Raw genomic sequence first — 24,550 nt, forward strand, 5'->3', positions numbered from 1 at the left:
GCGGCGTCACGCGACGGCCCGTCCCCGAACGGCTGGGGACATTACGGGCAACCTACCGGTTCAGTCAGTAATCAGACCCCACTGACGAATCGAGGTTGACCCGCTCGAACACCGCGCACACGGCATCCTTCGTCGTGTTGGCAGCGAGTCTGATCATAGGGACTTGGAAGGATTTGATGTTTTCAAGTACCCGTTCCTGAAACTGTGCCCAGACGCCCCAGTTCTTGTGGTCAGCGCCGACGAAGCACTGCTGCCAGATGCTGGTCGCGTCGGTGTCGAAGGCCAGGTTCAAGGGGAAATAGCCGGCTGCGCACTCCAGCTCCGGGGAACTCAGGTCGAGACGTACCTTGCGGGCGAAGTCCGCACGCAGGATCCGGTCTTCGGGCACGGAAATCACCGCGTCGTCACGGTCGGCGGCCTTGTCGACGGCCCGGGCCATGTCGATGTAGTACCAGCGGCGCAACTTCTTCCCCCGCGCGTCCACCGTCTCCACGGGCCGGTTCAGCTGGAGTGCCTGGAAGAGCGACGTGAGGCGCTGCTGGCCATCCAGCAGAAGCTGTGCGGGGACGTGCCCGGCCGGTACGTCTGAACCAGTCAGCGGCCGTGCCTTGAAGGGCGGTTTCCCGTCGGTCTCCAGGGTCATCACCACACCCAGGGGGTAATCAAGCGTCACCGTCGCGAGGAGTGCCCGGATCCGCTCGTCGTCCCACTTCCACTCCCGCTGGAAGTCGGGCAGTTGGAGCTTGCCGGCCTTGATGTGCTGCAGAACTTCCCGCAACTTGGGACTGTCGAGTGCCACTGAAGGATTCCCCCTGGATTTTGATCCTCAACGGCGAATCTCAGCCCAGAAGTCACCAGCATGTCAAGGTGATTGGGCGGTGCCACGCCTCCGGCGGCCGGCGGGCGGTGCCTTATTGCGTAAATGCCGACCGAACGCCAATTTTTTGCCATTTTATAGAGCAAATACCTCACGGGCAGGTCGTGAATGTCTGAATTCCTCCGTAAATTCCGATTTATGGAGCAGCTTGGTTATGCGAAAACGAACGGCAATCTGCCGTATCTGCCGTATCTGCTGTATCTGCTGTATCGGCTGTTTCACGTGGCGACGGCATCGTGAACACCGGCCTTCCCTGTCACATGATCAATGGGAGACTGTCCGGGTGAGCACAAGCAACTCCTCCGTCCCCGTCAGCGCGGCCCGCCGTCGCGACGTGATCGACGCGCTGCGCCGCGGTGCCGTGCCCGAGAACGGGCTCGACCTGCTCGCCACCGGGCTCGGCCGTTTCGAAACCGCCCTTGACGCAGAGTTGGACGCTGTTTCCTCCGGGGCATCGGTGTTCAAGGCCGTACGGGGCGAGTACGGGTCCGGAAAGACGTTCTTCACCCGCTGGCTCGGTGAACGCGCCAAACGCCGCAACTTCGCCGTCGCTGAGATCCAGGTTTCGGAGACCGAGACGCCGCTGCACAAGCTGGAGACCGTTTACCGCCGTCTCACCGAGCGCCTCGCCACTTCCAGCTTCCCGCCGAGTGCACTGCGCTCCGTGGTGGACGCCTGGTTCTACGCGTTGGAAGAGGACGCTTTGGCCGCCGGGGCCTCGGAAGAGGATCTGCCGGGCGAGGTGGAGCAACTGCTCGCGGCCCGGCTGGCTGAGGTCTCCCGGCACGCCCCGTCGTTCGCCACCGCCCTGCGCGGCTACCGGGCGGCCCTCGAAGCGGGGGACGAAAGCACTGCTGCCGCCGTGCTGGCCTGGCTGGGCGGGCAGCCCCATGTGGCGGCGTCCGCGCGCAGAAGCGCCGGCGTACGCGGCGATCTGGACCACTTTGGCGCCTTCGGGTTCCTGCAGGGCCTGCTCACCGTGCTGAGGGACTCCGGACACGCGGGACTGTTCGTCGTGCTCGACGAAGTCGAAACCCTTCAGCGGGTACGCTCCGACGCGCGGGACAAGGCACTCAACGCCCTGCGCCAGCTCATCGACGAAGTGCACTCCGGCCGGTTCCCCGGCCTCTACCTGGTGATCACCGGAACTCCCGCCTTCTATGACGGACAACAGGGCGTCCAGCGACTCGCCCCACTGGCCCAGCGGCTCGCCACGGATTTCACCACCGACCCGCGCTTCGACAATCCGCGCGCCGTACAGGTGCGACTGCCTGGATTCAATCTGGACTCGCTCATCGGCCTCGGGATCACGATCCGTGACCTGTACGCGGAATCAGCCGCTGCGCCTGGCCGGATCAAAGCCCTTGCGGACGACAAGTACATCGCGGATCTCGCCGCAGCGGTCGGGGGCGCACTCGGCGGCAAGGTGGGTGTGGCACCGCGGCTGTTCCTGAAGAAACTGGTCGGCGATGTGCTGGACCGCATCGACCAGTTCGACGACTTCGATCCGCGAAGGCACTACAGACTGACTCTCTCCGGAAGCGAACTCACGGACACGGAACGGAATCTGGCGGCTTCCGGCTCGGCAGACGACATCGACCTGGACCTGTGATGACGCAGCCGGCAGACCCCCTGGACCGGCTCGATCCGGTGGTGCTGCACCACATCGTGAACACCCTCGGCTGGCCCGATCTGCGTCCGTTGCAGCGCGCCGCGATCGATCCGCTGATGGATGGTCAGGACGCCGTCCTGCTCGCGCCGACCGCGGGCGGCAAGACTGAAGCCGCGTGCTTCCCGTTGCTTTCGGCGATGGCCGCGCAGCGTTGGACCGGCACGTCCGTGCTGTACCTGTGTCCGCTCAAGGCGCTGCTCAACAACCTGGTCACCCGGGTCGACTCGTACGCGCAGTGGATCGGTCGGCGTGCGGAGCTCTGGCACGGGGACACCAAGGAGTCACAGCGCAAGCGCATCCGCGCGGAACCGCCGGACATCCTCCTCACCACCCCCGAGTCTCTTGAGGCCATGCTCATCGGGATCAAGACCGACCACGCGCGGATGCTCGGTTCCATCCGTGCGGTGGTCGTGGACGAAGTGCATGCCTTCGCGGGGGACGACCGGGGCTGGCACCTGTTGGCCGTACTGGAAAGGCTTGAGCGGATCACCGGCCGGGCCATCCAGCGCATCGGCCTGTCGGCAACGGTCGGCAACCCGCAGCAGTTGCTGACGTGGCTTCAGGGCTCGGGAGCGGGCAGCCGCCCCGGGCAGGTCGTCGCACCCGACCAGGCGGTGACACCCATTGATCCCCGGCCCGCCGGTGAGGTGGAACTCGACTACGTCGGCTCGCTGGAGAACGCGGCGAAACTCATCTCCATCCTGCACCGCGGCGAAAAGCGGCTCGTCTTCTGTGACTCCCGTCGGCAGGTCGAACAACTCGGAGCGGATCTGCGGATCCGCGGCATCACGACCTTCCTCTCGCACGCTTCTTTGTCCGTCGAAGAGCGGGCCCGCTCGGAACTGGCGTTCGCGGAGGCCCGCGACTGCGTCATTGTTTCCACTTCCACTCTTGAACTCGGCATCGACGTCGGTGACCTGGACCGGGTCATCCAGATCGACGCGCCGGGCACCGTCGCTTCGTTCCTGCAGCGCATCGGCCGAACAGGGCGGCGGGCGGGCAGCGTACGAAACTGTCTGTTCCTGGCGACCCGGGAGGAGACCTTGCTCCAGTCGGCAGGGCTGCTCCTGCTTTGGGGACGCGGGTGGGTTGAGCCCGTCATCCCCCCGCCCGAGCCCCGGCACTTGGTGGCGCAGCAACTGCTTGCCGTAGTCCTGCAACAGCACAAGGTCGGCGACAGACTCTGGGATCGGGAATGGAACGGGCTAGCACCTTTCGACCGTTCAGCCGAGCCCATCGTGCGACATCTGGTCGGAGAGGGATTCCTCGACGAGGACGGCAGTCTGCTCTTCATCGGTCCGGAGGCGGAACGGCGTTTCGGGCACCGGCACTTCATCGACCTGACTGCATCGTTCACCGCACCTCCGCAGTTCACGGTGCTGTCGGGACGTACGGAGATCGGGCAGACCGACCCTTCGGTACTTACCGAGGAATGTGCAGGCCCCCGTCGTCTGCTGCTCGGCGGGAGGAGTTGGCAGGTCACCTTCATCGACTGGGGGAGGAAGCGGGCCTTTGTGGAACCCGCAGATGGCGGGGGAGTCGCCAAGTGGACGGGTAACGGGATCGCCGGACTCTCGTACGATCTGACGCGTTCTATGCGCGATGTGCTGTTGGGCGCCGACCCGTCCGTCAACCTGACACGGCGGGCCGAGGCGTGCCTCCAGGAACTGCGCGACGAGAAAGCGCCGGACAGCGTGCACCCGGCGGGCACGCTCATCACCCGCACTGGAACCGACGTTCGCTGGTGGACTTGGGCGGGGTTCCGGGCCAACGCCACGCTCGCCGCGACTCTTTCGTCGGTCGCCGACCCCGTGCAACGGCCGACTGACTCGTATGTCCGGCTCCGTGAAGATCTGACACTCGATATGTGGCGCAGCGCGCATGTGAGCGCCGGTGACGGCCTGGTGCTGCCGAGTGTTGACCCGCGTGCTGTACGGGGGTTGAAGTTTTCCGCAGCGCTGCCGGAACGGCTGGCCGTTGCGACGGTCGCGGCGCGGCTGGCGGACTTCGACGGGGCGTCCGCCGCGTTGAAGGAGCCGGTCCGGCTGCACATCGTGAGCGGTTAAGGTCTGGAGCCTGCTACGCCGGGAAGTCGAACTTGTAGCCCTCCTTCACCAGCCACGGCAGCAACTGCTTCAGGGCTGCCAGCGTCTGGGAGCGCTCGCCCCCGGCGTCGTGCATGAGTATCACCCCGCCCGGCTTCAGTTCCTTCTGCGCGTTGGCCAGGATCTTGTCGGCGCCGGGGCGCTGCCAGTCGCGGGTGTCGTCCGACCAGTCGAGTGAGCGCATGCCGTAACCCGCCGCCATCGCGCGGACCTGCGGTGACCAGTCGCCGCCCGGTGCGCGGAACCAGTCGATCCGGACGCCGGGGCCCGCAGCGGCGGCTATCTGGTCGTGGGCGGTGGCGATCTCGTACTTGATCCGGGACACCGGGCGTTTCGACATGCCCTCGTCGTGGGTCACCGAGTGGTCGCACAACCGGTTGCCGTCCGCGACGACCTTCTTGACCAGCGCGGGGTTGGCTTTGGCGTTGGGGCCGAGCATGCAGAACGTGGCCTTCGCGCCGTACTGCCTGAGCAGGGCCAGCACCTGGGGTGTCCACTGCGGGCTCGGGCCGTCGTCGAAGGTCAGCGCCACCGTGCGCCCACCGCCCGCGGTGGTGCGGACAAGCACGTCGGACACCAGCGGTGGTGGGATCGACGCGGCGGGGTCGGCGGAACCCGGGGCGTCCGTGGGTGTCTGTACGGCCTCCGCCGAGCCTTCCCTGTGGGGTGGGTTGTCGGACCCGGAACCGCAGGCGACCCCGCCGAAGGCGAGTGCTCCGGCTACGGCGATCGCGGGCAGACGACGCAGGGTGCGGTGTGTGGACGGCCGTGTCACAGCGGGACTCCAAGTTCTGTTCGCGTACGGGTGTTGTCCTTTCAGAACACGCTCACAAACGACAAGGAGGTTCCTGACCTGCGGTGTCTTTGCGTTGTTTTAGGGTGCGCCATGCCGGGCGGGGGACTGTCCTGCCCCGCGCGTATCGCGGTGCGCGGACTCGCCGGTCCCGGAACCTGTCGGTCGGGAGGAACTCCCGGCGCGTTTCCAGGGTCTCTGCTGTTGCCGCCTTTTCCATCCGACCGGAAAAACAGGAACTGGCCGGACGCCGTCACTTTGACGGGCCCGGCCGGGTTCCGGCGGATTCAGAGCAGCCAGCGGTTGCGGTCCACGATCGGGAGCCGGTTCCAGCGGGCGCCCAGGCCCAGCCGGCTGCGGACCGCGAAGACTGCGAGGGCGACCAGGGCGAGCGCGTAGACGAGGTGGTAGTCGGCGAACGGGTTCGTGGACATGCTCGGTGCGCCGCTGTCGAGGTGCTTGGCCAGTGGCCATTCGGCGATCCACATGAAGGCCATCATGAGGGTGCCCGCCACGGCCGCGAGGCGCAGCCCGATGCCGAGGATCAGCGCGAGGCCGACTCCGAGCAGACCCAGCATGAAGTACCAGTCGGCCCACGTGTCACCGGCCCAGCCGCGCAGCGTCGAGGCCATCGGGCCGACGTGTACGTGGGACAGGAAGCCCTTGGTCGGCGAGCCGCCGTCCACCCAGCCCTTGCCGTCCGCGGTGGCGTATCCGAAGCCGAACATCTTGTCGAGGAACGCCCACAGGAAGACGAAGCCCAGCAGGACCCGCAATCCGGCGATCGCCGCGTCGGCGGCCCGGACCGGTGAGCGCGCGGAGCGGACAGTCCCGTTGGTGGCGTTGGTGGCGTTGGTGGCGTTGGTGGCGTTGGTGGCGTTGGTGGCGTTGGTGGCGTTGGTGGCGTTGGTGCCCGCGGTGCGGGTGGTGCCCACCGGGGCCGCGCGGTGGGACCGGTGGAAGCGTGCGCTCGGGCGGTGGTCCTGGGACGTGGCCATCTCGGTTGCCTCCTGGTGTGACGCCGGGCTGGTGTCCGGCGGTCGGCCGACGTGCGAGCTGCCCGCGCCGTGTCATCACCATCCCGGGTGCGCGGTGCCGGACCCAGGGCCTAGCGGCTTGCCCGCCCGGGTGCAACGGATGGTTGCCGCCGACCGGAGGCGGGGGAGCCACGCCTGATCCGCGTCCGGGAAGCTCCCTGCGGGAGACTCTTGGCAATGGCAGTGCAATGTGAAATATTACTGACGCTTCCGCGAGGGGATCACCGGACCCCGCCGACGACCTTTACGCGCGCACCTACCCGCGGGTGCGTAACCGCGTACTGGAGTACTACGACCGCTACCCGCATGACGCGGCCCTGCTGCGCCGGATCGCCGACCTGCTCACCGCCACCGACGTGCGCCTCCCGGACGGCGACCGCCTCACCGCCCGCAGACTGCGCACCCTCGGCCTCGCCTTCGGCATGGGTGACGGCTTCGAGCGGGTGCACTGGCTGCTGGACGAAGCACTCGACGCACAGGGGGAGTTGACCGGCACATTCCTCCAGCAGCTGGTGGGGCTGACCGGGTTCACCGACAACCCGCTCTTCGCCGTCCTCCAGGAGTCCATCTTCGCCCAGGGCGGCCAGCCCGCCGGCTGTATCGCCCTGGACCTGGCCGCGTACGCCCCCGGTCAGTCCTTCACCGACCAGGCCGCGGGCGTACGGATCGACGTCGTCGCAGGCGGCCGTTCCGGAGACACGGTGCGGCTCAGCAAATCGTGACCCGCGCGCGGTGGGCCGGCACCGCCTACGAGGACGGCGACCTGGCACAGGCGCTGGCGGACCTGCGGCGCGCGGTGGAACTCGACCCGGACGCCCCCGACCTGCGCTTCAACCGCGCGATGGTGCACAAGTCGGCGCAGCGGTGGGACGAGGCGCTCGCCGACCTGGAGTCCGCGCTGAGCCTGGCCCCCGACGACCCCGACGACCCCGACGACCCCGACGACCCCGACGACCCCGACATCCGCGCCGCGATGGCCGAGTGCCGGACAGCGGCGGTGACGGCGTGAGCGGCGTTGAATCCCGTACGGGCGAAGTGTCTTTGGTGGTGACGGCGTGAGCACCACCGGCATCCGGACGCCCGACGCGCTCGGACAGTAGCGCGCGCTGCGCACCGTCCTGGGCCGCTTCGCGACGGGCGTCACCGTGGTGACCACCGCGCACCGCGGCACGCCGGTCGGCATCACGGTCAGCTCCTTCACCTCCCTCTCGCTGGAGCCCCCGCTTGTCCTGTGGTGCCTGCGGAAGTCGGCGGCGAGCCGCCCCGTGTTCGCCCGGGCGCCGTACTTCGCGGTGAACGTCCTGGCCGCCGGGCAGTGCGGACTGGCCCAACGGTTCGCGGGGCCCGGCGACCGGTTCAAGGACGTCGGCGTACGGATCGGTCCTCACGGTCTGCCGCTGCTCGACGGCACGGTGGCCACCCTGCTGTGCCGTCGCGGCCGGCTGGTCCCGGCGGGTGACCACCTGATGCTGATGGGCACCGTGCTCACCCACTGGGACCGGCCGGGACCGGCGTTGATCTTCCACGACGGCGGCTACCTCGCGTCGGGCCCGCCCGCGGGCCCGCGGTAGCGCCCCGCGCGGGTCAGTCCCGGACGAAGACCGCGACGGTCCGGGCGGGGACGCTGAACACGCCCTTCCCATAGGAGGACGACTTCACCACCGGATCGGCCCCGGCCGCCTGCACCGGATGCAACGCGTAGGCGGCACCGGTCAGTCCGGGCACCTCCTGGGTCTGCGCCCGCGGCGTGGCGTTGAACACGACCACCAGCTTGTCGAGTTCCATCGTGATGACCCCGGGCGTCTCGCCGCCGCCGGACAGCGGGAAGGACAGCGCCGACTGGACCTTGCCCCCGGTGGCCAGCGAGAACGCGGGCTCGGTGGTGCGCACCTTCAGCAGGTCCCGGTAGGCGGCGGACGTGCCGTTGATCTCCGCGCAGCCGGGTGTGAGCGTACGGTCCGTCAGCAGTGGTTTCCCGTAAGGCCATTTGTCCTTGTTGTCGGCCGCGGGTGGCAGTCCGCGCCCGAAGCCGTTGCCGTCCCGGCAGTCCCAGTGGACGGCGTTGAACCAGTCGCCGCTGTCGAAGGAGTTCCGGTCCAGGGACTTGGACCGCAGCAGGTCCGTGCCGGCCTGGGAGAGCGAAGGCCCCTGCGCCAGCGCGGCGGTGGCCATGGCGAGTACTTGCATACGGGCCCGGTCGGCCGCGCTCGTGCCCGGCGGCAGCTTGAACGCGAGCGCGTCGTAAAGTGATTCGTTGTCGTGCGCGTCCGCGTAGGACAGCGCGTCACCGGGCACCGCCGCGTATCCGGCGGGGGAGCCGTTGTAGTCGACCTCGGAACCCTTGACCGTACGGCCGGACGAGTCGGTGAAGGAATACCCGGCCAGGTTGCCGGACAGGCCCACCTTGATCAGGTCCTGGTAGTGCAGCAGTCGGGCCTTCTGTTCGGCCGGAGTCCCGTTCGCCGCTGAGGAGTTCGGGTCGGTGAACAGCCCGGATCCGAAGCCCTGCACGCCCGGGTCCCCGTCGAAGGGGCCGCCGCCGCGGATGGCGTCGCGGGAGCGGTCGGAGAAGGTCGCGACACCCGTACCCGCCATGTTCTTCTGGGTGGCCTGGACGAACCGGGCGTCGTCAGCGACCTCGCCGAAGTTCCAGCCCTCCCCGTACAGGATGATCTTCCTGCCGTCGACCCCGTCCTTCGCGGGCGTCAGGGCGTCGAGCGCCGTGCGGACCGCGAGGATGTTCTCCTTCGGGTGATGGCCCATCAGGTCGAAGCGGAAGCCGTCGACCTTGTACTCCTTCGCCCACGTGACGACCGAGTCCACCACGAGCTTGCCCATCATGGCGTTCTCGGGCGCGGTGTTCGCACAGCAGGTGGAGTTCGCCACAGTCCCGTCGGCGAGCAGCCGCTGGTAGTAACCAGGCACGATTTTGTCGAGTACGGACTTCTCGTCCTGGCCGCTCGCCACCGTGTGGTTGTAGACGACGTCCATGACCGTGCGCAGGCCCGAGTCGTTCAGGCCCTGGACCATCCGGCGGAACTCGACCGTCCGGCGCGTCCCTTCGGGGTCGCTCGCGTAGGAGCCCTCCGGGACCGTGTAGTGCAGGGGGTCGTAGCCCCAGTTGTACGCGTCCTTCGCGGCGGTCTTCGCGATGCACGCCTGTTGCTGCGCGGAGTCGGGCGCGAACACCTTCAAGTCACAGGACGGGGACGCCTGGTCGGACTTCCGCTCGGGGATCGTCCCGATGTCGAAGACGGGCAGGAGGTGGACGTACGACGTGCCCGCGGCGGCCAGCTCCCGCAGGTGCTTCATGCCGTCTGACGCCGTGTCGGTGAACGCCAGGTATTCGCCGGGGTGCTTCGACGTGCGGTCCGCGACGGAGAAGTCGCGCACGTGGAGTTCCTGGATCTGCGCGTCGCGCAGCGGGACGGCGGCCGGCTTCTGCTGGGTGGCCCACCCGGGCGGAGCCAGCCGCGGGTCGCGGAGGTCGACGACAAGACTGCGGGCCGAATCGGTGGTGAGGGCCGTCGAGTACGGATCGGTCACCGCGTTGGTGACGACCTGCCGGACGCTCGGCGCCCAGACCTTCACGAGATAGCGGTAGGGCTTGCCGGACCAGCCCTCCGGGCCGGTCACCGACCACACGCCGGAGGCGGCGTCCCGCTTCATGCCGACCGTACGGCCGTCGATCTCGAGGTCGACCCGCTGGGCGGTCGGCGCCCACAGGGAGAGGGTCGGGCGGCCGTGGTCGAAGACCGGGCCGAGTGACGCCCTGGTGGCGGCGGCGCTGTAGACATCGTCCAGAACCCCCTGCGTCTGCACGCCGGTCGCCGCGAGCAGGGCTCCGTTGGCGAGCCGCTGGGTGGCGATTATCTGCCCGGTGCGGGCCTGGTCCGCCCTGGCCCGGTCGCGCGGATCGACTGTGAAGGCGGAATAACCCTTCAGCTGCGGGAACTTCGCCCGCTGGGCGGCGGTGAGGCCGTCCTTGACCGGGTTCAGCCGCAGCCAGTGGCCTTCGTCGCTGAGCGCGCCGTCCTTGACGGTGATGCCGCCGTCCGGCGCGTACACCAACTGGTAGCTCGCTGCGGATTTCCCGGTCTCCCAGGCGACCGTGTCCCGGTCGATCCACTGCGCCTTCGACTTTGTGGGGTCGACGTCGGCGGCGGAGCCCGCGGTGGACGGCAGGAGGTACTTCTGGGTCCCGTCCAAAAGCCACACCTCGTGTCCGTACGTGGAGAAGTCCAGGGCCCGGTCCGCCGCGAACTCCTTGGTGTCACCGTTGTGGATGATGTAACTCAGACTGGCGGCACCGTCCTTCAGGGGCACCTCGAACACTGCCCCGAAAGCATCAGTCTTCACCGGCTTGAGCGGATTCGCCCAGTCCGTGGGGACGGCCGCGCCCGCCCAGGTGTGGATTCCCCAGCCCTCGTACACACCGTCGGCGCGCCTGAGGTGCACGACGGCCTTCGTGGTGTCCTGGCCGGGCTTCGGGCCTTCGGTCAGCAGGCCGTCCTTGCCCTGCTCCACCCAGACCTCGCCGGTCTTTCCGACGTCGACCGTACGGTCGGTCGCGCCGTCCTTGCCGCCGTCCTTGTCGATGACGAGGAAACCGACGGTGGACGCGCCCGGCTTGAGCTTCACGTACGCGAACGCGCCGTACGCGTCCCGCCCGGTGAAGTCGTGCCCGGCCGGCCAGACGGTGGACTCACCGTCGGCGATGTCACCCCACGCGTAGAGCCGCCAGTCGGCGTAGTCGCCTGCGGGCCGCTTGTAGTGGACGACCGCGTAGTCGCGCTGCGTCGCGGTCGGTGGGGTTCCGGGGAGCGGCGTGCCGCTTACCGTCGTCGCTGTGCTGCTCGCCTTGCGCCCCGCCGAGTCGATGACAACAGCCTTGTAGCGCAAGGCCGTTCCCGGCTTGATGCTCTTGGGGAGATGCTGGGTGACCTTGTACGGGGCGTGGTCGGCCGAACCGAGGGTCTCCCACTTCCCGTCGCCGGTCTGCGCGGCGAACACCACCCGGTTCAGCTGACCACCGGACACCTCCGCGGAGAGTTCGACATCACCGGTGGCACCCGCCGCGGGCGCGGTCAGCGTGACCGACGGCTTCGCCGCGGGTGTGCCCAGCGGCTTCTGCGCCTTGTAGACGACGGCTGACAACGGGGGGACCCGTACGCTCACCGTTGTGTCGGCAGCGCTCGTGACCGCGCCGTCCGCGCCGTCGACGCCCGTGCCGTAGACGCCCGTGAAGACGGTGTTCGCGGAACCCGTCGGGAACGTCGCTGACGTCACGTCAGCAGTGTTGTTGACCGCGACCACGTACTCGGTCCTGGACTTGGCATCCGTACGGGAGAACGCGTACACGCCGGGCCCCGCCGCGGCGGAACGTTCGGTCTGCACGCCGTCGGCCAGCCCCGGATTGTCCCGGCGGAGTTTGGAGAGCGCCGCGATCGCCCTGTACACCGGGTGGTTCTGGTCGTACGCGTCGGTCGCGTGCGTGCGGTCCGTGCCGATCTCGTCGTCGTCCAGGTAGTCCGGCACCTTCGACGCGAACATCGTCTGCCGGGCGTCCTTGTCCCCGCCCGCGCCGGTGAAGCCCTGCTCGTCACCGGAGTAGACGACGGGGTTTCCCCGGCCCAGGAACAGGAGTTCGTGGGCCAGCCGGTCGCGCTTGAGCAACTCGGCGTCACCCGCCTTCGGATTGTCCTTGACGAGGAACCCGCCGATGCGGCCCATGTCGTGGTTGCCCAGGAACGTCACCTGCTCGTACGCGTTGGCCTTGTCCGTGGTGTAGCGGTAGTCCTGCGCGAAGACATCGGACAGCGCCTTCGCCGGACCACCCTGCGACGCGTAGCCGCGCAGGGCGTTCTGGAGCGGGAAGTCGAGCGTCGCGTCCAGCCGGCCCCGCGTCACATACGGTGCGGTGACCGCCGGATCGGACGAGTACGTCTCACCGAAGATGAAGAAGTCGTCGCGGCCCCGCTTCGCCGCGTACTTGTCGAGCGCGGTCGCCCACCGGGTCCAGAACTCCATGTTGACGTTCCGGACCGTGTCGACCCGGAAGCCGTCCACGCCGAAGTCCTTGACCCACTTCTCGTAGATCCGCTCCATGCCCTCGACGACTTCGGGACGCTCGGTCCACAGGTCGTCCAGGCCGGTGTGGTCGCCGTTCAGGCCGCTCTCGCCGACGAAGGTCGAGTCGCCCCGGTTGTGGTACATCGCCGGATCGTTGAGCCAGGCCGGGGTCTTGGCGTTCCGCTCCGCCGGGGGGACCACCGGGGTGTAAGGGAAGGATCCGGCGCCGACCTCGGGGAACTTCCGTACTCCGTCCGCATATTCGGTGTCGTCGAACGGTACGCCGTCCGTCGTCAGGTACGGGAACGCACCCTTGGAGAGGTAGTCGCCGCTCTGCTGCTCCCGGCCGATGATGTCGGCCGTGTGGTTGGTGATGACGTCGAAGAAGACCTTCATGCCCTTGGCGTGGGCCTTGTCGATCAGCTTCTCCAGGTCCTTGTCGGTGCCGAAGTGCGGATCGACCTGGGTGAAGTCGGTTATCCAGTAACCGTGGTAGCCGGCGCTGTCCCCTTGGACTGCTTTGTTCTTGAAGACGGGGGCCATCCAGATGGCTGTGGTGCCCAGGCCCTTGATGTAGTCGAGCCTGTCGGTGAGCCCCTTGAGGTCGCCGCCCTGGTAGAAGCCCTTGTCGGTGGGGTCGAAGCCGGTGACGGAGCGCGATCCGTTCAGGCCGCCCGTGTCGTTGGCGGGGGAGCCGTTGGCAAAACGGTCCGGGAGCACGAAGTAGGGCTGCTCGCGCGTCAGATCGTGCCGGGCCGGCTCGTCGGCGAGCCTGTCGTCGGACGGGGGAGGCGGGACTCTGTGCCCGGCGGCGGCGGCGGACTGCGCCGTCTGTGCCGCGGACAGCAGCGTAGCCAGCAGGGCGACTGTGACGGCCGCGGCCGTTCTGCGGCGGGTCGGTGAACCCATCATCTTGCGGGGTCTCATTCCGGATCAGGAACCACGTGCGGTCAGGGGGTGGCGTGCGTTCGGGGGTGCCGGACAGTCGGGGGTGCCGGACGCTCGGAGGTGACGGACAGTCAGGGGCTGTTGTATGGCCGGGACGTGGCGGTCGGCCGGGACGTGGCAGTTGGTCCGGGCGTGTCGGGCGTGCCGGTCGGTCAGCCGCGCCAGGTGTCGTTCAGTGCGACCTTCCCGGTGGCGGGCACTGTCGCCGTACGGTTGCCGCCGCTCTCCCAGGTGACGTTGCCGCCGGCGTCCTTGCGGATGAACTTGTACGCGAAGGACGTTCCGGCGGGCAGCGCGGCGTCGAGCCGCCAGACCGGGTAGGCCGCCGGGTCGAGCCTGAGCGCGCGGGCGGGGTCCCAGGCGCCGAGCACGGGCTGGTCGCCGGTGACGAAGATGTTCTCGCCGGGCACGGTCGCGGCGTTCACGTTGAACGACGCCCCGGACGCGGTGTCGCCCGGGTCGGGGGTGCCGCCGCCGCAGGTCCGGGCCCCGGTGTGCAGGGCCACGGCGGTATTCGGCGCCACGGTGGCGTTGAACCGGCCCGCGCCGTCCACGGTGACGTTCCGGCCGCTCTGCACATCGCAGTAGTCACCGGCGGCCAGGGAGGTCTGGAACGTCCGGGTGACCGGGGAGGTTTCGCTGTTGACGACCACGAACGCCTTGTTCCCGCGGCCGAACGCGACGGTGTTCCCGCCGTTGTCCCACCAGTCGCCGACGGCCGAACCGCTCGCGGTGTTGCGGAACTTCACCATGGCGGCGATCTGCGGCCAGGCGTGCTCGCAGTTCCACCCGGTGCTGTAACAGGCGTTCACCTGGCCGCCGCTCGGCGGTCCGGCGTCCGTGTTGCCGAACGCGTAGCCGGAGTGCACATCCGGTGATCCGTACGGCCAGGCCAGCATGAACACGTTCGCGAGGGTGTACTTCGCGCCGTCCTTGTAGGTGAGCGTCTGGCCGTTGCGCTCCGTGTCGTGGTTCGTGACGAACACCGCGGACGTGCCGCCGGGCATGAACCCCCAGCCCTCTCCGAAGTTCTTCAGGTGTGCGAGCTTCCCGCCGGTGAAGCTCTGCTTCAGGCCTGATCCGTAGCGGAACTCCTGTGCGTCGCCGGTGCCCGTGTACTCGCCCGGCTGGACGGCTTCGCCCGCGCCGAAGACCGTCTCCTGCTTCCAGTAGGCGCGCGGATTGTTGAGCCTCGACTTGATGTTCGCGAGATCGGCCTCGGGCATGTGCTTGGCCGCGTCGATGCGGAAGCCGTCGACGCCCAGGGACAGCAGGTCGTTCAGGTAGCCGGCGATCGTTCTGCGGACGTACTCCTCGCCGGTGTCCAGATCGGCCAGGCCGACCAACTCGCAGTTCTGCACGTTCGTGCGGCTCCGGTAGTCGTCGCCGATCTCCGAGCGGCAGTCGTCCATGTCGGCGGACGAATACGTGCCCGGGTAGTTGTACTTGGTGAACGCCGACCCGGCCGAACCGGTGCCCGACCCCGCCGACATGTGGTTGACGACCGAGTCGGCGACGACCTTCACCCCGGCGGCGTGGCAGGTGTCGACCATGTTCTTGAACGCGGCCCGGTCGCCGAGCCGGCTGCCGATCTTGTAACTGACCGGCTGGTAGCCGGTCCACCAGGCGTCGCCCTGGACGCGCTCCTGCGGCGGCGACACCTGCACGGAGCCGTAGCCGGCCGGACCGAGGTCAGTCGTGCAGGCCTTGGCCACCGAGGTGAAGTTCCACTCGAAGAGCACGGCCGTGACGTCCTTGCCGCCGGGCGGCGCGGCCTGGGCCTGCGGGGCACCGAAGCCGATGCTGCCGACTACGGCGGCCAGCAGGGCGAGGGTTGCGGCTGTCGGCCGACGGGTTCCGGCGGTTCGGCGGGCCATGGGACCTCCTGGGAGCGGGGGGTACGGACGCCGGCGCGGCCTGGTCCGGCAACGCGTGCTGTCCGTACGGCCTCTGAATGACCGTGAGATGAAGAAGCGTGAGATTTCTTGCGCAATTTTGCGGAAAGTTATTGCGGTCGAGACCGTACGAGCCTGGCCGGGCCGGGTCAACCCTGTGCGGGAAACTGGTCTCACAGGCGGAAGATCGCCAGTTCCGGGAGCTTGAATCCCTTCCGCAACTTCTTGCGTAGGTGTTACGTTCAGCCACGAACCGGGCCGGCGTACGGCTCGCCCGCGACGCGTCGGGCGTGCGAGGGTGCGGGCATGACTACAGAGCGGTTCGAAGTACAGCGGGAGATCTCAGCAACCCCCGCGCAGGTGTTCACGCTCCTGTGCGACCCCCGCGGGCACGTGGCGATCGACAGTTCGGGGATGCTCCAGTCCGCGGCCGGCGACCACGTGCGGAAGGCGGGCGACGAGTTCGTCGTGCACATGGACCGGGAGGCGCTCAACGACTTCCCGCTCGGCAAGTACGACGTCACCGTGATAATCACGGAGTTCGAGCAGGACGCCCTCATCGAGTGGACGATCTCCGGGGCGATCCAGCCGCCGATCAAGCACCGCTACGGCTACCGCCTGGAGCCCAGTGCGGCCGGGACCCTGGTGACGTCCTACTACGACTGGAGCGAGATCGAGGAGTCGTACCGGGCCATGGGGATCTTCCCCGTCATCCCCGAAGCCGGACTGCGCGCGACCCTCGGCATCCTGGCCAGGAACGTGGAGTAGACACCAGGGAGGCAACTGCCCGGTGCGACAGGAGTTTCCGGTCACACCACTGGGAACCCGCACGCCCTGTCGCTACTCGCCGGCCATGATTTCCACGGTCGTCTGGGGAACGGGCAGCGTCGGCCGCGCGGCCATCCGCGCCGTCGACGCGCACCCCGCCCTGAAACTCACGGGCGTACTCGTGCCAGAACCCCGCCAAGGCCGGCCGCGAAGCCGGCGGCCTCGGCGGGCTCGACCGGGACCTCGGTCTGTGTGATCCCCGCGAAGTAGCGGGACCTGGCGGCGTCAGCCGCGCAGGACGGTCGGTGACAGGGCGGACCTGACCACCATGCGCGGCGCGCCGGCGCCGTCGGCGGGCACCGACCAGACGTCGCCGCGCTGGTCACCCGGGAGGGTGTAGAGCACGGTGCGGTCGTCCAGCCATTCCGCCTGGTCGTCGAGGGTGCGGGTTTCGGCGAGCGGGGTCTCGGCCATGGTGCGCAGGTCCAGGACGTACAGCCGCCAGGGGCGGTCCGGGTCGGCGCCGGGGATCCGCTTCTTGAAGGCGACACGGGTTCCGTCGGGGGACAGGGACGGGCATTCGACGTTCTCGTGGACGGTCCGCAGCGTGCCCCGGGCCAGGTCCCCTTCGACGAGGTGGGTCCGCCCGCCCGTGGCGACCGTGGCGTAGAAGCGGTTCTCGTCGGCCGCGAAGGTGACGCCCCAGACGTTGACGTCGGCGGCCTTGTACGGGCGTCCGTCCCGGGTGAGCGCGAAGTCCTCCAGGTTGTCGCGCAGTTGCCCGGTGCGGGTGTCGAGGACGGCGGTACGGGTGGAGAAGTCCAGGCCCGCGTACGATTCGCCGCCGACGAACGAGGTCCAGGCGACGAGGTGACCGCCGGGGGAGACCCGGGTGCGCGAGGGCGTCCCGGCCATCTGGTGGCTGGCGACCGGGAGCAGCCGGGAGTCCAGGATGACGGCGTTGTAGGTGTGCAGTGCCGCGTTGGCGAGTTTGAGGCACACGCCGGTACGGGCCGCCGCGTGGAAGACCAGGCAGGTGGTCGGTGAGACGGCCCGCCCGTCGGTGCCCCCGGGTCCTGCCGTCCGGCCGGGACCGACGGACGCCATGTGGTCGCGTCCCGTGCCCTCCGCCGTGGTGCGGAACAGGATCCGGCCCGGCTGGTCGAGGGTGACCTCGGAGAACGCCTGCTCCGGGCCTGCCGCGGACTTGTCCGCCGCGCGCAGTGTGTACACGACCGCGATCCCGATCAGGAGCACGGTGACGACGGCCAGCACGGTGGCCCGGGTCGCACGGGTCATGGGCGGTTCTCCTCAGTCCTGACGGGGTAGTGACGGGCCGTCAGCAGGCAGAGGGCGCAGAGGACGGCCAGGACGGCGGCGGCGGCGACCAGGGCGGTGTGCGGTCCCCACAGGGTCCAGGCCGCGCCGAACCCGACGGCGCCGACAGCGCGGCCCGCCGCCTGCCCGGTCTGGACCAGGGCGAGCGATCCGCCGCGCAGCCGGGCGGGGGCCAGGGGCGCGGCGACGGCCATGAGCACGCCGTCGGTCGCGGCGTAGAAGACACCGAGCAGCAGGAGCGGCACGGTGACCAGCGCCGCCTGCGGCAGGGGCGCGAGCAGGGCCAGGTAGCAGCCGAGCAGGACGGCGTGCCCGGCCAGGAACACCCGTACTCTGCCGAGCCGGTCGGCGAGCAGGCCGACGGGCACGGCCAGGGCGAGGAAGCCGAGGGCGGTGCCGAAGGGGAGCAGCGGGAACAGGTGCGGCGGGAGGCCCACCCGGCGCTGGAGCAGCAGGTAGACCATGCCGTCCCCGATCGTCGCCGCGCCCAGGACCAGGGCGTACGCGCACACCCGGGCGAAGTCGGGGACCCGCAGCACCCCGAAGGCCTCACGCAGCCGGGGTCGGGTGGGCGACTTGCTGACTCCGGGGACCTCGCGGACGTACAGGGCGAGCAGCAGGACGCCGAAGGCGGCGAGGCAGAAGCTCACGACGAAGACGGCGTCGTACGCCTGGGCGGTGAACCACAGCACGGCCAGCGCGGCCGGCGGGCCGAGCAGGGCCCCGGCGGTGTCCATCGCGCGGTGGACGCCGAAGGCGCGGCCCTGCGCGTCGGGCGGGCTGGACAGGGAGATGAGGGCGTCGCGCGGCGCCGTCCTGATGCCCTTGCCCATCCGGTCGGCGGCGATGACGACGCCGATCACCGGGACCGTCGAGGCGGCGGACAGCGCGAGTTTGCACACCGCCGACAGCGCGTAGCCGGTCCCGGCGACGGGCTTGTGACGGCGGGTGCGGTCCGCGATGTGGCCGCCCGCGACGCGGACGAAGGCGGTGATGCCGTTGTAGAGGCCGTCGAGCATGCCGAAGGCGAGGGGTGACAGTCCCAGGCCGAGGACGAGGTAGACCGGCAGGATCGCGGTGACCATCTCGGAGGAGACGTCGGTGACCAGCGAGACCATGCCGAGGGCGATGACGTTGGGTGCGACGGCGCGGGCCGCCCGGCGGCGGTTGCCAGCCGTGGGTGCCGTGGGTGCCGTGGGTGCCGTGGGGGCAGTGCCGCTCGCGGGGCCGCTCGTGGCGTCGGTCGTGGGCAGGACCGCGGCGCGGTCCCGGCGGACTCCGCTGGACAGGTCGCCGCTGCGGCTGGAGGACAGGTACACGGGGGCTCCTGGACCGTCCGGGCGGACCGGTGTGCGGGGCCGGGGTACAGCTCCGCACACCGGCTGGATCACGGTGTGCCGGAATCAGTTCTCACGCGTCGCCGATGTCACTGACGAGGTGTCAGAACCAGGTGACCGTCCAGGTGAAGGCGGTCGTGCCGGTCTTGCCCGCGCTGTCCTTGACGGTGACGGTCACCGGGAAGGTTCCGGTCGCCCAGATGGAACCGGTGATCGCCCCGGTACTGCTGTTGACGCTGGTGCCGAACGGCAGGCCCGTCGCCGCAAAGGTCAGCGTGGCACCCGGGACCGAAGGCGTCGCCTGGATCTTCAGGTTGGCCTTCTGGTTGAACTTCGAACTCTGGTTGCCGGGGTTGACCACGGTGACGTTGCCGCCGGGGGCGGGGGTCACCGTCCAGGTGAGCGTCGCACTGGCGCTGCCGGCCGCATTGGTCGCGGTCACGGTGGCGCTGGTGTTCCCGGCGGCCGTCGGGGTGCCGGTGACCAGACAGGACTGACTGATCGTCAGGCCGGCCGGGAGCCCCGTGGCACTACAGGCCGGTGCCGGGACGCCGCCCGCCTGGATCTGGAGGCTGACCGGCTGGCCCTGGACGCTGGACTGGTTGCCCGGGTTCGTCACGGTCGGCGGCGTATTGGTGCCACCGTCTGAGACGGTCCAGCTGAAGGAGACCGCCGCCGAGCCCACGTTGGCCGCGTCCTTAGCGGTCACCGAGACGTTCGAGTTGCCCGGTGTCGTCGGTGTGCCCTCCACGGTGCAGCCGCCGCCCGGGTTGCCGAGTCCGGCGGGCAGTCCGGTGAAGGCACACGTGTACGGAGCGGTGCCCTGGCTCACCTGGAGCGGGATGTTGACCGCCTGCCCCTTGGCGGAGGCCTGCGGTCCGGGGTCGGCGATGACCGGCTGCTTCGGCGGCGTGCCCCCCCAGACTTCGGTGATCGGGGTCGCGCTGGTGGAGTTGGCGACCGTGCGGGTCCCGTACATGTCCTCCAGGGTGCGGAGCATGTTGTAGTGGTTGTAGTTGGTGCCGTACGTACCGGGTTTGACGTTGGCGCCGTAGAAGATCGTGGCGATCTGGTTCTGGCTGCGGAACGCGTCCTCATCCCACGTGACGATCAGCAGGCTGTTGTTGGCCTTGGCCCACTGGGCGTACCCGTCCAGTTTGTTCTTCGTCCACGTGTCGCCGGTCGTGGCGCAGCCGGCGTCGTGCATGTCGTTGCACAGGTTCGGCACCACGAAGGACACATTGGGCAGTGCCGCGTAGCCGGCCGCACCGGTCGGGAAGTCGGTCATCTTGTGCGCGGTGTTGATGTCGACGTTGCTGAACGCCATCCACGGGTTGTGCTTGCGGGCGTACTTCGCCGTGGTGCACGTCGCCTTGTTGCCGTCCCAGTCCTCGTTGTAGCTGCCGAACGTCTTGCCGGCGTCGGCCAGCTGCTTGGCGAGGTTGTCCGCGCTGTACGGCGAGCCGGGCTCGGGGCAGCTGTCCGAGGTGGCCCCCTGGGTCGCCCCGGAGAACATCGCGAAGTAGTTGCCCTGGCTGGGGTGGGTCTCCCCGTGGAAGTTGGTGAACGAGGCGCCCCCGGGAACCAGCGAGTTGATGTACGGGAGCGCGGAGTTCCCGATCACGTTCTCGTAGTTGGTGTTCTCGTGGACGACGATCACGACGTGGTCGTACTGCGGGACGGCGGCCGCCGAGGCGGGGGTGGCCGTCAGCGCCACGATGCCGGACGCCAGGGCCGCCGCGGAGCCGGCGCAGACCGCCGCCGCCTTGGCGAACCACGATCTGCGGGTGCGTTGGAGCATGACTGGGTGCCTCCTTGATGAATCCGGTGGAGCCGGAACGACACTGCGAACGGGCGTTGCTCGCGCGCCGGACGGAGGCGACGCCAGGGGCACGGCGCGGGGACGGCCGTGACCACCGGGCGCATGGTGGGTCAGGCAGAGCGCGCATACAACGGCCGTGCTGGGGGCCTTTGCCCGGGTCCGGTCTGTGACCTGCGGTTCCGTACCTCAGCGGGCGGGTCCCCGACGTAGCCGGCATGGACCCATGCCTATTCGGTCCACTCGCGGGGACGTGGGGCCTGACAGTCGCACACGCTCCGGAACCGAATGGTCACTCTCCGGAACCCATGACGTCAGATCATGGGTGGATGCGCTACCGGTATTGGACCCGGCGAACCTGCGGCCATGTCCTTGACTCATGCATCGACAACTCAAGCAACGCGGACGCACCGGCCCGACCGCCGGTCGCGCCCTGTCCGTCCTGACCGCCGCGACGCTGCTCACCGTGACCTTCGGTGCGGGACCGGCGCACGCGGTCGACCCGCCGGTGAACCTGTGCGGTATCAACAACTCCGCGATCACCGAGTCCAGCGGACTGGCCCTGAGCGTCAAGCACCCGGGGGTCGTCTACACGCAGAACGACAGCGGCGGCACCCCGGACATCTTCGCGCTCGACCTGGCGACCTGTAGGACGCTCGCGGTCCTGCGCGTCGGCGGCGCCACCAACACCGACTGGGAGGCCATCAGCATGGGCAAGGACGAACAGGGCCGCCCGGCCTTGTTCGTCGGCGACATCGGCGACAACTTCGGCTCCAACAACCCCAGGATCTACCGCTTCACCGAGCCGGACACACTCGCCAACGCCACCGTGCCGGCGACGGCGTACACGGTCGCCTACGCGGACGGCAGGCACGACGCCGAGACGATGATGATCGACCCGCGCGACAACCGCGTCTACATCGCGTCGAAGCTCCTGACCGGGGCCGGTCCGAGCGGGGTCTACCAGGGGCCGGCGACGCTGAGCACGTCCGGGACCAACACGTTCAGCAGGGTCGGCGCGTCGACGCTGACCGGCACCGACGGCAGCTTCGCACCCGACGGCCGGTCGTTCACGGTCCGCGACTACAACAACGCGTACGTCTACTCCGCACCCGGCGTGCTGCTCACCCAGTTCGCGCTGCCGAGCGCCCAGCAGGGCGAGTCGCTCACCTACACCGCCGACGGCAAGGCCCTCCTCGTCGGGTCCGAGGGGACCAACAGCCCGCTGTGGAAGGTGCCGTTGCCGCCTGAGGCCTTCCCGCCGGGCGGCGGTACGCAGCCGGTCGTCGCGAACCCCGGCGCGCAGACCTCCGTCGTCGGCCGTGCGGCAAGCCTGCCGCTTTCGGTCAGCGCCGGAACCGGTCCGTACACCTGTACGTTCACCGGCCTCCCGGCCGGACTGTCCAACCCGGCCGGCGGCTGCACCGTGCAGGGCACACCGACGACGCAGGGCGGTTCGAACGTCTCGGTGACCGCGAAGGACTCGGCCAACGCCAGTTCGGCGGCGGTGTCCTTCACCTGGACCGTCACCCCGGAGACCACCCCGGGTGGCAACGTCACGGTGGTCAACCCCGGCAACCAGAGTTCGAAGTTCAACCAGAAGGCCAACCTGAAGATCCAGGCGACGCCTTCGGTCCCGGGTGCCACGCTGACCTACGCGGCGACGGGCCTGCCGTTCGGCACCAGCGTCAACAGCAGTACCGGGACGATCACCGGTTCCATCTGGGCGACCGGCACCTTCCCGGTGACCGTCACCGTCAAGGACAGTGCGGGCAAGACCGGCACGGCGGCGTTCACGTGGACGGTCTCCTGGTTCTGAGTCCACCGCGCGGCCGGGGAGTAACAACCGGTCAGATGTGGTGACCGTTCACATACGCAGGAGTACGGTGCGAGCGTGACTCTCCAGCAGCTGCGTTACCTCATCGCCGTTGTCGAGCACGGGAGCATGACCGCGGCCGCGCAGGCCCTGTACGTCGTCCAGCCTGCGCTGTCGCGGTCCCTCCAGGCCCTGGAGCGGGAACTCAAGATCGAGTTGTTCGTCCGGGCGGGCCGGGGCGTCGCACTCACCCCGGAGGGGGTGTGCGTCGCCCACCTCGCGCGGAAGGTCCTGGCCGGGATGCGCGCGATCGAGGAGACCGTACGCCCCGACGACCGGGTGGCCACCGGCCACATCCGGCTGTGCGCCACGCAGACCCTGGCCATCGAGTTCATCAGCACACTGCTCCCGGCCTTCAGTCGGCGGCACCCGGAGATCCACGTCGACGTCGACCGTTACGACGACCGGGAGTCGCTCTTCACAGCGCTGCGCAAGGGCGCGGCGGAACTGGCGATCGTGGACCTGCCCGCGCCCCCGGACTTACGCGTCCAGCCGCTGCGGCACCACGAGGTGGTGCTGGTCTCCCCGCCGGACACCGACCTCCCCGACCCGCTGCCGTGGTCGGCCCTCGACGGACTGCCGATGATCATGCCGGAGCAGGGCACGGCCCGCCGCCTGGACTTCGAGATGCTGTTCAGCACACGTGGCGTACGGCCCCGGGTCGGCATAGAGACCGATGAGCGCGGGGCCTGGATGGCCTGTGTGGCGGCCGGGCACGGATCGGCGATCTGGTACGGCGATATGGCCGGCCGCTTCTCGGCGGCGGTCTCGGTGCGCTCATTCACACCCCCGTTGATCCGTACGATCGCCTTCGCGTGGTCCCGCAGGCCGATGACCCCCGAGGTCAGGGCGCTGCGCGCGTTCGCCCGCGCGACCGGGGTCGAGGAGACCGAATACACGTGAGGCTGCCCATCGGGGATGCCGGTCAGGTCGCCGAAGCCGCGGCCCGGCCGGTGGCCGCGGTCAGGAACCTCGGTGTCGGGCGGCCGAGTTCGCGGAACGCCTCGACGACGCGGGAGCGCACCGACGACAGGGCGGGGCCGGGAACGATCACGGCGACGCCGAGCCCGCCGGGACCGCCCGCCGTGCGGGCCCCGATCGCCCCGCCACGCCCGGCCGCTTCCACGATGACGTCGGCCTCGGCCCAGCCCGTTCCGTAGCCGGGCACCCGTGACAGGTGAGATGCCGTCAACAGGCTGAGCGCACGCGGGAGTTCACCCATGCGCAGCAGGGCCTCCATGCGCCCGGCCCGTTCGGTCTCGGCGCGCGCGGCACGGACCGACCCGACGGCCGGGGCCGCCGACGCAGGGGCGGAGCCGCGCCCGCGGGCGATGACCAGCATGACGCGGAGCGACGCGCCGGTCAGGCCGAGGGGCACCTCGGCCGTGGGCCCCGCCGGGCCGACCACCAGCGCACGGTCCTCGCGGCCCGACAGCACCGCGGAACGCAACGCTTCAGCGTCGACGGTGTCCGCCGGGGCCTGGAGCACCTCGCGCAGCAGCGCGTCCAGGGCCGCGGCCGGCAGCTCCGGGCCGTGGAACCCCGTCCACGCCAGCGCGGTCACACACGCCAGCGGCGCTGACGGGGCGAGCCCCGCGGCCCCGGGCAGGTCCGCGTGCAGCAGGAGGTCCGCGCCCGGGAGTCCGGCCGTGCGGCCCGTGCGGCCTGTGTGGCCCGCGAGCGCACGGGCGGCGTCCACCATCGGCGCCGCCCATCCTGGGACCGGGCCGGCCGGGCCGTCGACCGGAACTTCGACCGCGTCCCAGGGCCGGTTCAGGGACCTGACGCGCAGGATCCCGTCACTGCGCGGCGCCGCGGCGACCAGCACCTGCCAGCCGGTCGCGGTGACGATACCGGCGCGGCCGGGAACCCCCGTCAGCCGTAACGCGTACGGTGCGGTCCACACCCCGGCCGGGGCGTAGCCGTACGCCTGCGTGAAGGAATAGGGGACGACGCGCAGCACCGGTGCTGCGCCGCGCTGGTCTTCAAGTGGCATCAGGTTCGTTCCTTCCA

17 protein-coding genes and 1 pseudogene are annotated in these 24,550 nt (G+C 69.5%); 9 read left to right on the plus strand and 9 right to left on the minus strand.

Translation table 11 applies throughout. From position 1 onward, the window contains the following. Positions 1-64: 64 nt before the first annotated feature. Positions 65-799 carry a DUF262 domain-containing protein gene (locus tag AC0Z36_RS08330; protein ID WP_485462082.1) on the minus strand — a complete coding sequence of 245 codons (735 nt, stop codon included), beginning with the start codon at positions 797-799 and terminating at the stop codon, positions 65-67. Between the two features lie 361 nt (positions 800-1,160). Between AC0Z36_RS08330 and brxD the strand changes: the two genes are divergently transcribed. Beyond that, on the plus strand, positions 1,161-2,489 hold the full coding sequence (gene brxD, locus AC0Z36_RS08335) for a BREX system ATP-binding protein BrxD (RefSeq protein ID WP_485462083.1): 1,329 nt from the start codon (positions 1,161-1,163) through the stop codon (positions 2,487-2,489). Beyond that, a complete protein-coding gene (locus AC0Z36_RS08340; protein ID WP_485462084.1) occupies positions 2,489-4,615 on the plus strand; it encodes a DEAD/DEAH box helicase in 2,127 nt (708 codons plus the stop codon). Before brxD ends, AC0Z36_RS08340 begins: the two co-directional genes overlap by 1 nt. 13 nt (positions 4,616-4,628) lie before the next feature. On the opposite strand, the gene AC0Z36_RS08345 is transcribed toward AC0Z36_RS08340, so the two are convergent. Beyond that, positions 4,629-5,429, minus strand: a complete 801-nt coding sequence (locus AC0Z36_RS08345; protein ID WP_485462085.1) for a polysaccharide deacetylase family protein — start codon at positions 5,427-5,429, stop codon at positions 4,629-4,631. Between the two features lie 305 nt (positions 5,430-5,734). Next, entirely contained in the window at positions 5,735-6,445 is a 711-nt protein-coding gene (locus tag AC0Z36_RS08350) for a DoxX family membrane protein (RefSeq protein ID WP_485462086.1), read from the minus strand. 305 nt (positions 6,446-6,750) lie between these two features. On the opposite strand from AC0Z36_RS08350, the gene AC0Z36_RS08355 reads away from it, so the two are divergent. The 3 genes from AC0Z36_RS08355 to AC0Z36_RS08365 all read left to right on the plus strand — a co-directional run bounded on the left by AC0Z36_RS08355 (position 6,751) and on the right by AC0Z36_RS08365 (position 8,055). After that, the gene (locus tag AC0Z36_RS08355) at positions 6,751-7,206 is read left to right on the plus strand and encodes a hypothetical protein (RefSeq protein WP_485462087.1); all 456 of its coding nucleotides are present in this window, start codon (positions 6,751-6,753) and stop codon (positions 7,204-7,206) included. Next, a complete protein-coding gene (locus AC0Z36_RS08360) occupies positions 7,203-7,493 on the plus strand; it encodes a tetratricopeptide repeat protein (protein ID WP_485462088.1) in 291 nt (96 codons plus the stop codon). Before AC0Z36_RS08355 ends, AC0Z36_RS08360 begins: the two co-directional genes overlap by 4 nt. A gap of 109 nt (positions 7,494-7,602) precedes the next feature. Beyond that, positions 7,603-8,055 (plus strand): flavin reductase family protein, encoded by a 453-nt coding sequence (locus tag AC0Z36_RS08365; protein ID WP_485462181.1) that lies wholly within the window; start codon positions 7,603-7,605, stop codon positions 8,053-8,055. Between the two features lie 13 nt (positions 8,056-8,068). Here AC0Z36_RS08365 and pulA read toward each other — a convergent pair whose 3' ends face one another. Both pulA and AC0Z36_RS08375 read right to left on the minus strand, forming a co-directional pair. Next, positions 8,069-13,468, minus strand: a complete 5,400-nt coding sequence (pulA, locus tag AC0Z36_RS08370; protein WP_485462089.1) for a pullulanase-type alpha-1,6-glucosidase — start codon at positions 13,466-13,468, stop codon at positions 8,069-8,071. 188 nt (positions 13,469-13,656) lie between these two features. Further along, positions 13,657-15,381 carry a carbohydrate-binding module family 20 domain-containing protein gene (locus AC0Z36_RS08375; protein ID WP_485462090.1) on the minus strand — a complete coding sequence of 575 codons (1,725 nt, stop codon included), beginning with the start codon at positions 15,379-15,381 and terminating at the stop codon, positions 13,657-13,659. A 324-nt stretch (positions 15,382-15,705) separates the two neighbouring features. Between AC0Z36_RS08375 and AC0Z36_RS08380 the strand changes: the two genes are divergently transcribed. Together AC0Z36_RS08380 and AC0Z36_RS08385 are read left to right on the plus strand one after the other, a co-directional pair. Continuing rightward, positions 15,706-16,167 carry an SRPBCC family protein gene (locus AC0Z36_RS08380; RefSeq protein WP_485462091.1) on the plus strand — a complete coding sequence of 154 codons (462 nt, stop codon included), beginning with the start codon at positions 15,706-15,708 and terminating at the stop codon, positions 16,165-16,167. 85 nt (positions 16,168-16,252) lie between these two features. Beyond that, a pseudogene (locus tag AC0Z36_RS08385) lies at positions 16,253-16,439 on the plus strand (dihydrodipicolinate reductase); the annotation flags it as partial. Positions 16,440-16,452: 13 nt separating this feature from the next. On the opposite strand, the gene AC0Z36_RS08390 reads toward AC0Z36_RS08385, so the two are convergent. From AC0Z36_RS08390 to AC0Z36_RS08400, 3 genes are all read right to left on the minus strand, one after another. After that, complete coding sequence (locus tag AC0Z36_RS08390) at positions 16,453-17,466, minus strand: TolB family protein (RefSeq protein WP_485462092.1); 1,014 nt, start codon at positions 17,464-17,466, stop codon at positions 16,453-16,455. Continuing rightward, on the minus strand, positions 17,463-18,824 hold the full coding sequence (locus AC0Z36_RS08395; RefSeq protein WP_485462093.1) for an MFS transporter: 1,362 nt from the start codon (positions 18,822-18,824) through the stop codon (positions 17,463-17,465). Before AC0Z36_RS08395 ends, AC0Z36_RS08390 begins: the two co-directional genes overlap by 4 nt. A gap of 121 nt (positions 18,825-18,945) precedes the next feature. After that, on the minus strand, positions 18,946-20,643 hold the full coding sequence (locus AC0Z36_RS08400) for an alkaline phosphatase family protein (RefSeq protein WP_485462094.1): 1,698 nt from the start codon (positions 20,641-20,643) through the stop codon (positions 18,946-18,948). Positions 20,644-21,040: 397 nt separating this feature from the next. Here AC0Z36_RS08400 and AC0Z36_RS08405 point away from each other — a divergent pair, with 397 nt between their 5' ends. Both AC0Z36_RS08405 and AC0Z36_RS08410 read left to right on the plus strand, forming a co-directional pair. Next, positions 21,041-22,480, plus strand: a complete 1,440-nt coding sequence (locus AC0Z36_RS08405; RefSeq protein ID WP_485462095.1) for a putative Ig domain-containing protein — start codon at positions 21,041-21,043, stop codon at positions 22,478-22,480. A 75-nt stretch (positions 22,481-22,555) separates the two neighbouring features. Continuing rightward, entirely contained in the window at positions 22,556-23,440 is an 885-nt protein-coding gene (locus AC0Z36_RS08410; protein ID WP_485462096.1) for a LysR family transcriptional regulator, read from the plus strand. Positions 23,441-23,462: 22 nt separating this feature from the next. On the opposite strand, the gene AC0Z36_RS08415 is transcribed toward AC0Z36_RS08410, so the two are convergent. Further along, positions 23,463-24,533 (minus strand): hypothetical protein, encoded by a 1,071-nt coding sequence (locus tag AC0Z36_RS08415; protein ID WP_485462097.1) that lies wholly within the window; start codon positions 24,531-24,533, stop codon positions 23,463-23,465. Positions 24,534-24,550: the final 17 nt, after the last annotated feature.

It is taken from the genome of Kitasatospora sp. UYEF31, from assembly GCF_057291755.1.

Bases quoted from the DNA above. Each gene is read 5' to 3' on its own strand.
- AC0Z36_RS08405 (WP_485462095.1), top strand. From the start codon at position 21,041: ATGCATCGACAACTCAAGCAACGCGGACGCACCGGCCCGACCGCCGGT.
- AC0Z36_RS08390 (WP_485462092.1), bottom strand. From the start codon at position 17,466: ATGACCCGTGCGACCCGGGCCACCGTGCTGGCCGTCGTCACCGTGCTC.
- AC0Z36_RS08375 (WP_485462090.1), bottom strand. From the start codon at position 15,381: ATGGCCCGCCGAACCGCCGGAACCCGTCGGCCGACAGCCGCAACCCTC.
- AC0Z36_RS08340 (WP_485462084.1), top strand. From the start codon at position 2,489: ATGACGCAGCCGGCAGACCCCCTGGACCGGCTCGATCCGGTGGTGCTG.
- AC0Z36_RS08415 (WP_485462097.1), bottom strand. From the start codon at position 24,533: ATGCCACTTGAAGACCAGCGCGGCGCAGCACCGGTGCTGCGCGTCGTC.
- pulA (WP_485462089.1), bottom strand. From the start codon at position 13,468: ATGATGGGTTCACCGACCCGCCGCAGAACGGCCGCGGCCGTCACAGTC.
- AC0Z36_RS08400 (WP_485462094.1), bottom strand. From the start codon at position 20,643: ATGCTCCAACGCACCCGCAGATCGTGGTTCGCCAAGGCGGCGGCGGTC.
- AC0Z36_RS08350 (WP_485462086.1), bottom strand. From the start codon at position 6,445: ATGGCCACGTCCCAGGACCACCGCCCGAGCGCACGCTTCCACCGGTCC.
- AC0Z36_RS08380 (WP_485462091.1), top strand. From the start codon at position 15,706: ATGACTACAGAGCGGTTCGAAGTACAGCGGGAGATCTCAGCAACCCCC.